Genomic DNA, 7,333 nt, shown 5'->3' with positions numbered 1-7,333 from the left:
GCGAGAAATAAGGTGCATCCTCGGGGCAAACTTCTCCGAATGGGCGGCGCTTCGCTTCGGTATCCGGCCATTCCCCGCCCACATCGCCGACCACCTCGCGCGATCGCCTATTAATCAGTGTTTCCCTAGCAAGTGAAAAGATCGGTGTGCCCGAAGCCCTGCGAGTAATCGAGCACCGAAATGACTGTCGGAATCACGCGAAATATCCGGACTTCGTCAGGAGACGGCATCGGCATCGGCGGCGTCTGCATATCCGGATACTTCAGTGGAAGCATGCGCAAGACCTTCTCTGCTTCGGCACGATCGGTCACGGGTTGTGCGTGCGCCGCCATCGACAAGCCGGTAATCGCCATCAGATCTGACGTGTCGTGATCGATCGTTAGCGATACGCGGTCGTCGCGGGCCAGATTGGCCGCCTTCTGGCTTTCCAGGCCGCAAAGAAAGTAAAGCGTCAGTCCCTGGCTCTCGTAGCCTACGGTGGTCGCCTGCGGCCAGCCGTCCGGCCTCAGCGTGGCGATCGTCATGATCCGATGCTGGTCCAGCAATGACAGGATCTTTTGCTTGATCTGCGCGTCCATGGATCACCTTCCCGTTCGTGAAATCCAATCCTGTACCACCGTGTCATCCGGCGCTTGATGCAAATCAAATGCCGAAGATGAGCAACTTCGAGACGCACGGCGCGCAAGAGCGACCGGCCCGCCTGCACGACCCGCTTCGCAAGACTCGACTCAAGCCGACCGCAATTGACTGAAATCAACAGCGCCGGCATTTGCCTGACATAGGTTGAGGCACGGGGGATTTTGGACTCGCGGTCCAAAGGGGGCATTGCGAATTTTCCGTTGCCCGCTGCAACGTACGGGAATCTGGCATGAACAGGCGAACTTTTTTCGTCGGCGCCGGCGGCGCCTTGTTGCTGGCAGGCGGCACGACAGCGTGGATGTCGTCCGTGGGGTCGATGGCCGACTACCACGCCTATGCAAAGCGCCTGCGTGCCGATCTGACAATGCCGCCGAACCTTGGCGGGCTCATCCGCCATGCGACACTTGCCGCCAACAGCCACAATACGCAGCCTTGGCGGTTTCATGTCGGCGACGGGTTCATCGACATTCTGCCGGATATCTCGCGCCGCACACCCGCTGTCGACCCGAACGACCATCATCTGTTCGTGAGCCTTGGATGCGCGGCGGAAAACCTCGCCATCTCGGCGGCGGCAACGGGCTGCCCGGGCGAGGTGCAGATGGTGCCCGGCGGAGACGGCGCGCGTTATGCATTCGTACACGGATCGACGAGGGCGAGTTCGCTCCATGCTGCAATTGCCAAACGACAGTCGACGCGCGCGGAATATGACAGGCATCCCGTTCCTGTCGTCGATCTCACATTCCTCGAGCAGGCTGCCGCCACGCCCGGCGTTCACTTGACCCTCATCACTGACCGAATGAGGATCGACAAGGTCAGAGATCTGGTTGTCGCGGCCAACGACGTTCAAATGGCGGATTCGGCTTTCATGAACGAACTGGAGCAATGGATCCGATTCAACCCACGCAGCGCCATGTCGTCGGGCGACGGCCTGTTCTCTGCTGCGAGCGGGAATCCCGTGCTGCCGAGCGCACTCGGCCGCTTCGCGTTCGAACGGTTCTTCAACGCCCGAACGGAGCGCGACAAATATGCACGCCAAATCGATTCGTCAGCGGGCATCGCCGTGTTTGTCGGCGATCGGGAAGACAACGAGCATTGGATCAGGGTCGGTCGGGCCTGTCAGCGCTTCGCGCTGACGGCGACAAACCTTGGAATCAAGGTTGCCTTCGTCAATCAGCCCGTCGAGGTCGCGCGCTTTCGTCCGCTTCTGGCAGGCATCGTCGGCGATACTGGCCGGCGCCGGCCGGATATCGTCATGCGCTTCGGCTATGGGCCGACCTTGCCGTTCTCGCCCCGCCGTCGCGTGGAGGCGGTGCTGGTTTGATGCCGCCGGTATTGCCGCGCTGTTGGCGTCGTGGAGCACGATGTGGGGAGGTGACTGTTTGACCTGGACAGTTGCCGTTAGCCGGATGGAACTCCGAACGTCAGGGAAGGGGCGAGTGTGGTCCGCTACGTCAGGCGACCTTCGGCGACGAACGGTCTTTCAAGTCGCTGCTTCGTCAGACATCTTTCAGTCCAGAGGCTCGCCGCCGCAAGCGGCCGCGGTGGGTTCGGAAAGTCAGCGGATCCGCTATCCGAAAACCCGAGCCCATACCGCCCGAAGGCGTCGCGCGCGATCTTCGAGCAGATATGAGGCCGCGAGCGTCAAGAGACCTGAAATTGCACCCGTCAGGATGTGCTCGACAAAGGGGATGCGGTAGTGACTCGTGTGTGAGTAGGCATCGCCCAACGTTGTCAGGACACCAACGATCAGCGCATTGCCGTATCGATGCGTGTAGAGCTTCGCCGCGGGCGTGAAAGTCAAAAGTACAGCCAGGAGTCCGGTGAACAGACCTGTATGAAATGCAATGGACCAGTGGGCAAGGCTCGTGATATTTCCCCAGCTTCCCGGCATGCAGGTCATGCACGCACTGGTCGGCTGCCAGAAACGCTGGATAAACAGTCTGACGCGGTGCTTCCACTCGGTTGACATGATGTATTCCCGCCGACGCTATCTTCACGGCCGACGCCACCACACGCATTGTTCAAGCGGTTTCCAAACCCTCCAACGAGCTTGCCGCCCTCGTCACGGATGGGTTGGCAGTGCGTCGCAGAGGCCGAGCAATAACTTGGACATTGGGGGAATACTACTCCACGATTAGACGGCCGCTGTCCCCGCCGAGACCGGAATTCAACTTTCGCGTCTATCGGTGCGGGCCCGTCCGTGATGCGCATCGAACGATGTGCTTCCTCGCGACGTCGACGTCCGGCATCGACCCTTCTCGGCCCTTCGCTGCATGGCGCATTGCACGGCGGGTCGCGGGGCACAACGGTCATCGGATTTTGATTGGTGGCCGACGGGTCGTCGGCCTTTGCGGACATTGGGGCGACTTGGGCTATACGTCAGGAATGCGGCGGATTGCTGACGGCGGCGGAGCTGACTTTCGTTAGTCGGCTAACCCCTCCGGGTTAGCAAACTCTTCCAGGCCCTCTTCAATGGCCCTCCGCGTTCGGCGGATTTCTCCGGCCGTCCAGCGCGCCTCACGTAACTCTTGGCTAACCAGCGCTTTCAACTGCTCGTAGCTTTCAGCAGTCTCGATTCCGCGGCTGATCGTCGCCAGTGCTCTACTCATTCCACTGATTTCCCTTTCGAGACGCCAGAATTCCTTAAAAAGCTTTTCCGGGAGTTCAGTAAGTCCGGTTTTTTTCCAAGACTCCAAGTCGCGCTCTTCAGTTTCAATTTCACGGGTGGCCATCTCAACAGACCTGCTCCAGGTTATGTCGACGACCGATTGGAACTGGTGATCCGCTTCCTTTCTTTTCTGTTGCAGCCATTCCAGTTCCGGCCCGTTCTTGGGGTCGTCGAGATATGCCTTAAGTGCCTTGACAGCCCACGGTGGGCAGGTGCGGCTGCTGGGTTTATCTAGCGCGATGAGCCATGACTGAATAGTCCGATTGGACACCTTCTTGCCTGAAATGCTTGAAATCGCGTTTGCAGCCCGATCACACTCGCCGAAGAGATTGTTTTGAATTAACGAGTGCAACTCGTCCCGAAGGCGTTGATGTTCCCAATGAGCCCATAGGTCGGCCTTAAGCTGGAGAAGCTCCTCGCTGCTCCACCGCTTACCATCGTTTCCAATTGGTTCAATATCTATGTCATCGATCCCGTCTATGCGATTGGAGCGCCACAGAATGGAGAACTTGGTCCCTGATTCGACATGCTCGGCCGTTTTGGACCACCGACTACCTTTCCAGCTCATAAAGCACCCCCGACGCGAATAGTGTCCGCACATTGTGCGCGCACAATGTGCGGAGCGCAAGCGGGTTTTCATTGCTGGCCAGTAACGGAACGGCAGCTTTGCGCGTAAACGTAGATGGCGACTATGCATCCCGAAGCGGACTACACGTCCGTAGGCACTCGAACGGCTGTTCAGGGTCGGGAGTGTGAGTTCCCAGATGCAGGAAGCTGCCGTTCAGCTGCGCAGTTCCGCCACCGTCAGAAGTGCGCCACATTGCGGACGTAAAACCCAGCCCGCCCCAACGTCAGCAAAGGCCGACGACCCGACCAACATCATCCGCGCGCGAGGGTCCGTTGTCGGGGCGGAGTCGTCGTTCGAACGTCCGCGTGACAGCATCGGCCAGCGTCCGCAGTTGGCCGGTAGCAGACTCACGTGGAGGCCTGCTTCCGACCCGAAGCGATCCTTCAATCTTCCCCAAAGGAGACGTTGAAAATCACTACATGGTCGAGGCGCAAGTAGTCTCAGACCGTTGCGAGAATCAGACGCGCGGGCGTCACACCGATGAGCAGTCCGTCATCGCGGTTCGCAAGATAGCGCTGGTTCAATTCCTCGGGCGTCCACGCATTGGTATGGTTGAATCCCAATGCACTCAGCGTCTCGGTAATGACAGCCGGTTCAAAGAAGGTTTTCCACGGCTCACCGCGCTCGGCGAATCGCGCCGTCAACTGCTCCATCGCAATACGCATGATCGGCGGCAAGCTCGAAAGCGGCGTCACATACTCGAACAGGACCGCGCTGCCTTTGGCGCAACCGGCGATGAAGCGCAATGTCTCGATGACGGCGACCTCATCGAGATACATCGTCACGCCGAGCCAACTGAAAATGGCCGGTGCATCAGCATCGAAACCCGCACGCGCCAATCCTTCTGCCAGTCCGACGCGCTCGAAGTCAACCGGCACGAAATGCAGCGACGGCGGCACCGCCAGGCCGGCCCCGCGCAGGCGCGCCTGCTTCCACGTCTGCGTCGCCGGCAAATCAACCTCGAAGATTCGAGCCGGTGTATCGGGATGCCGGAACGCGCTGGTATCGAGCCCCGCCCCGAGAACCACATACTGGCGAATGCCGCGTTCGACAGCCTCGCCCCACACGTCCTCGGCAAGCCGGCTGCGCACGATCACGGAGCTGCGCATTCCCACCGAAGTCGGATCGCGGAACCGGTCGATGTTGTCATGCAGTACCTGTGCTTCGGCGGCGCCGAGGATAGTCAGCGCAACGGGATCATCCAGCACCAACGGCCGATCGAGCAGTTGATGCGCGGCCCGTTGCGTCGCCACCATCAACGCGCTCGGCTTGGGCCCGGCGTCGATTGGCGACGTGTCCCGGCCGACGATATGCGCTTTGTGCAGATAGGCCAACAGCGAATCGTCGAGGCCGATGCCCAGTTGCAGATCCGGCTCGCGCATCAAGGCATCGCGCACACGCGCCTCCAGCACAGCGTCGTCTCCGCAAAAGCTGTCTCGGAACAGTTGCTGCCAGCGTTCGACGATCGCCTGCACGGGCGCGGCACCGGCCTCGACCCCGGCTTCCATATTTGCCCTCAGTTCGACCACCAGCGCCGGCCATGCACGATTTTTCGCGGTGGCGAATTGGCGACGCCGCACCTCGTCGGCCTGTGCCGGGCTGAGGTACTTGGCGAACAGTGCGCAGCGTGCGTGCGTGAAAGCCTCGTCGATCCATTCCAGCATCTCTGCCGTAATGCCGACGATTTGCCTGGCGCGCGGCTCGCGGAGCTGCATCATCATCAGCTTGGTTGCGAGGTCGGGGTCATTGCGGGTCATTCGGATCACGAGCCGGATCCAGCGCCAAGCCAATGCCTGAGCCGCATCGCTTTCGGTCGGCAACGCCTCCTGCACGGCAACGCGGACCTCGTCTATCAGACCGGCCCATGCCGGATCCGACGGCGGCACCGTTTCCGGCCCGGATGCCAACAGCGCATCGAGTTCCTCGTCATCAAGATGCTTTTGGTACATGTTCATCAGCTCCAGAGCATTCAACCAATCGGTCGTCGCGATCTCGCTGCCCGCGGAGACCATGTCGACGATATATTGCAAGTGACGGCCAAGGCGCTGCGCGCGCAGTGCCTGCGCGTTCAGCTCTGTGATCTGACGTTGCAGAAGCTGCAGCGGAATGAGGGGCGGTTGACCGTCGAGACTGGCCTTGATGTCCGGCAGCGAATATCCGAACCGTTTCAGGGCTTCAATGCGATGCAGACGGATCAGGTCGTCCTGCCCATACAGGCGCGCGCCTCCGTTGGTTCGCTGCGACGGTGACAGCAGCCCGATTGCGTCGTAGTGGTGCAGGGCGCGGACACTCAATCCCGCCTTCTTTGCCAGTTCGCCGATCTTTAGTCGCATTGCTTTCCCAGTCGTCGGTGTCAACCATAAAAGCTAACGTGGCGTCAGGTGCAAGCGAAATCGACGCGCTTGCGCGCCGGGGGCAGCGTGCATGCACCGAAACTTGCGGTGGGCGTCGATCGGGTAGTTTTGGCCGGCAAGCGACCGCTCGCCGGTCGCGATGCCATCAAACCTCCGCTTGCTCTGCCATCTCAAGGGCGCCGTCGGCTTGGATGCCGAGATAGCGAGCCGGGCTTCAGTCCACAATGAAGAGCTTTGCTCCCGTTCTGGTATAGGACTGATGTGGCTCCGCGTCGTCGCCAACCTGGTAGCTCATACCTGCTGTCAAAACGAACTTTCGCCCATCCTCGAGCGTCGTTTCCAGTTCGCCTTCCATGCAGAACAAAATGTGTCCCTTTTTGCACCAATGATCTGCAAGGTAGCCAGGGGTATATTCGACCATCCGCACGCGAATTTGATTCGAGGGATCACCGAAAAACCGTGTGCGCCAATAAGCCATGCCGGTTTCGCCTTGGTGTTCCGTCTTTTCGACTGCCGCCCAGTTGGTCGTGCCGAACGCAAATGCATCCATTTTCATTCTGTAGATTCCTATGCAGGTCCACTTTATACGCGCAGGTCAATTCGCCACGGTGCTCCGAACGCTTTTTACGAACTTGAGCGGCTTGAGGCAATAACAACGACGTTATTGATTATCTGATTTTCAACGATCGACGACGCCTGTGTGCCACGCTTGGAGTGGCGCCCGGCGATGCCTTAGTATCCGTTCACGATCTCTATGATCGCTTCGATTTCTACAGACATCCCGTTTGGCAGAGAACCCATCCCGACTGCCGACCTGGCGTGTCGGCCGCGATCACCTAGGGAAACACTGATTTATCCGGCTCTGTGGTCATCGCTGACGCAGCCGAGGACGTTGTAGAAGATAGTTCACGGAACGGGTCCACGACGATGAAACGGCAAATGAGCTTTGCGGAAGCGGAAAGCACGGGCAAGAAGCGCATGACTCGGCGCCAGCGTTTCCTGGAAGAGATGGAGAAGCTCGTGCCGTGGTCGCGATTGCTGACG

At 59.7% G+C, this 7,333-nt stretch carries 6 protein-coding genes and 2 pseudogenes; 2 read left to right on the top strand and 6 right to left on the bottom strand.

Translation table 11 applies throughout. The annotated features are described in order from the left end of the window. Nucleotides 1–125: 125 nt before the first annotated feature. Nucleotides 126–578, bottom strand: coding sequence for a pyridoxamine 5'-phosphate oxidase family protein (locus tag HWX22_RS31050; protein WP_175916974.1), 453 nt, complete (start codon nucleotides 576–578; stop codon nucleotides 126–128). A 290-nt stretch (nucleotides 579–868) separates the two neighbouring features. On the opposite strand from HWX22_RS31050, the gene HWX22_RS31045 reads away from it, so the two are divergent. Beyond that, nucleotides 869–1,960: a Tat pathway signal protein gene (locus tag HWX22_RS31045; RefSeq protein ID WP_175912191.1), complete on the top strand. Its 1,092-nt coding sequence runs from the start codon at nucleotides 869–871 to the stop codon at nucleotides 1,958–1,960. A 246-nt stretch (nucleotides 1,961–2,206) separates the two neighbouring features. On the opposite strand, the gene HWX22_RS31040 is transcribed toward HWX22_RS31045, so the two are convergent. From HWX22_RS31040 to HWX22_RS32165, 5 genes and pseudogenes are all read right to left on the bottom strand, one after another. Further along, entirely contained in the window at nucleotides 2,207–2,608 is a 402-nt protein-coding gene (locus tag HWX22_RS31040) for a hypothetical protein (protein ID WP_059690449.1), read from the bottom strand. 454 nt (nucleotides 2,609–3,062) lie between these two features. Beyond that, on the bottom strand, nucleotides 3,063–3,875 hold the full coding sequence (locus HWX22_RS31035; protein WP_124923481.1) for a hypothetical protein: 813 nt from the start codon (nucleotides 3,873–3,875) through the stop codon (nucleotides 3,063–3,065). A gap of 500 nt (nucleotides 3,876–4,375) precedes the next feature. Next, nucleotides 4,376–6,268, bottom strand: coding sequence for an SAM-dependent methyltransferase (locus HWX22_RS31030; RefSeq protein ID WP_175916973.1), 1,893 nt, complete (start codon nucleotides 6,266–6,268; stop codon nucleotides 4,376–4,378). A gap of 235 nt (nucleotides 6,269–6,503) precedes the next feature. Continuing rightward, nucleotides 6,504–6,845 carry a DHCW motif cupin fold protein gene (locus tag HWX22_RS31025; protein ID WP_175916972.1) on the bottom strand — a complete coding sequence of 114 codons (342 nt, stop codon included), beginning with the start codon at nucleotides 6,843–6,845 and terminating at the stop codon, nucleotides 6,504–6,506. Nucleotides 6,846–7,021: 176 nt separating this feature from the next. Next, a pseudogene (locus tag HWX22_RS32165) lies at nucleotides 7,022–7,129 on the bottom strand (RidA family protein); the annotation flags it as partial. 87 nt (nucleotides 7,130–7,216) lie between these two features. Between HWX22_RS32165 and HWX22_RS31020 the strand changes: the two are divergent. After that, nucleotides 7,217–7,333: pseudogene (locus HWX22_RS31020) on the top strand (IS5/IS1182 family transposase); the annotation flags it as partial.

The sequence above is a fragment of the Burkholderia sp. BCC1638 genome (genome assembly GCF_902833195.1).
GTDB classification, from domain to species: Bacteria; Pseudomonadota; Gammaproteobacteria; order Burkholderiales; family Burkholderiaceae; genus Burkholderia; species Burkholderia diffusa.
The sequence above is the reverse complement of the archived record's forward strand: the minus strand, read 5'-3'. Positions and strand labels throughout refer to the sequence as shown.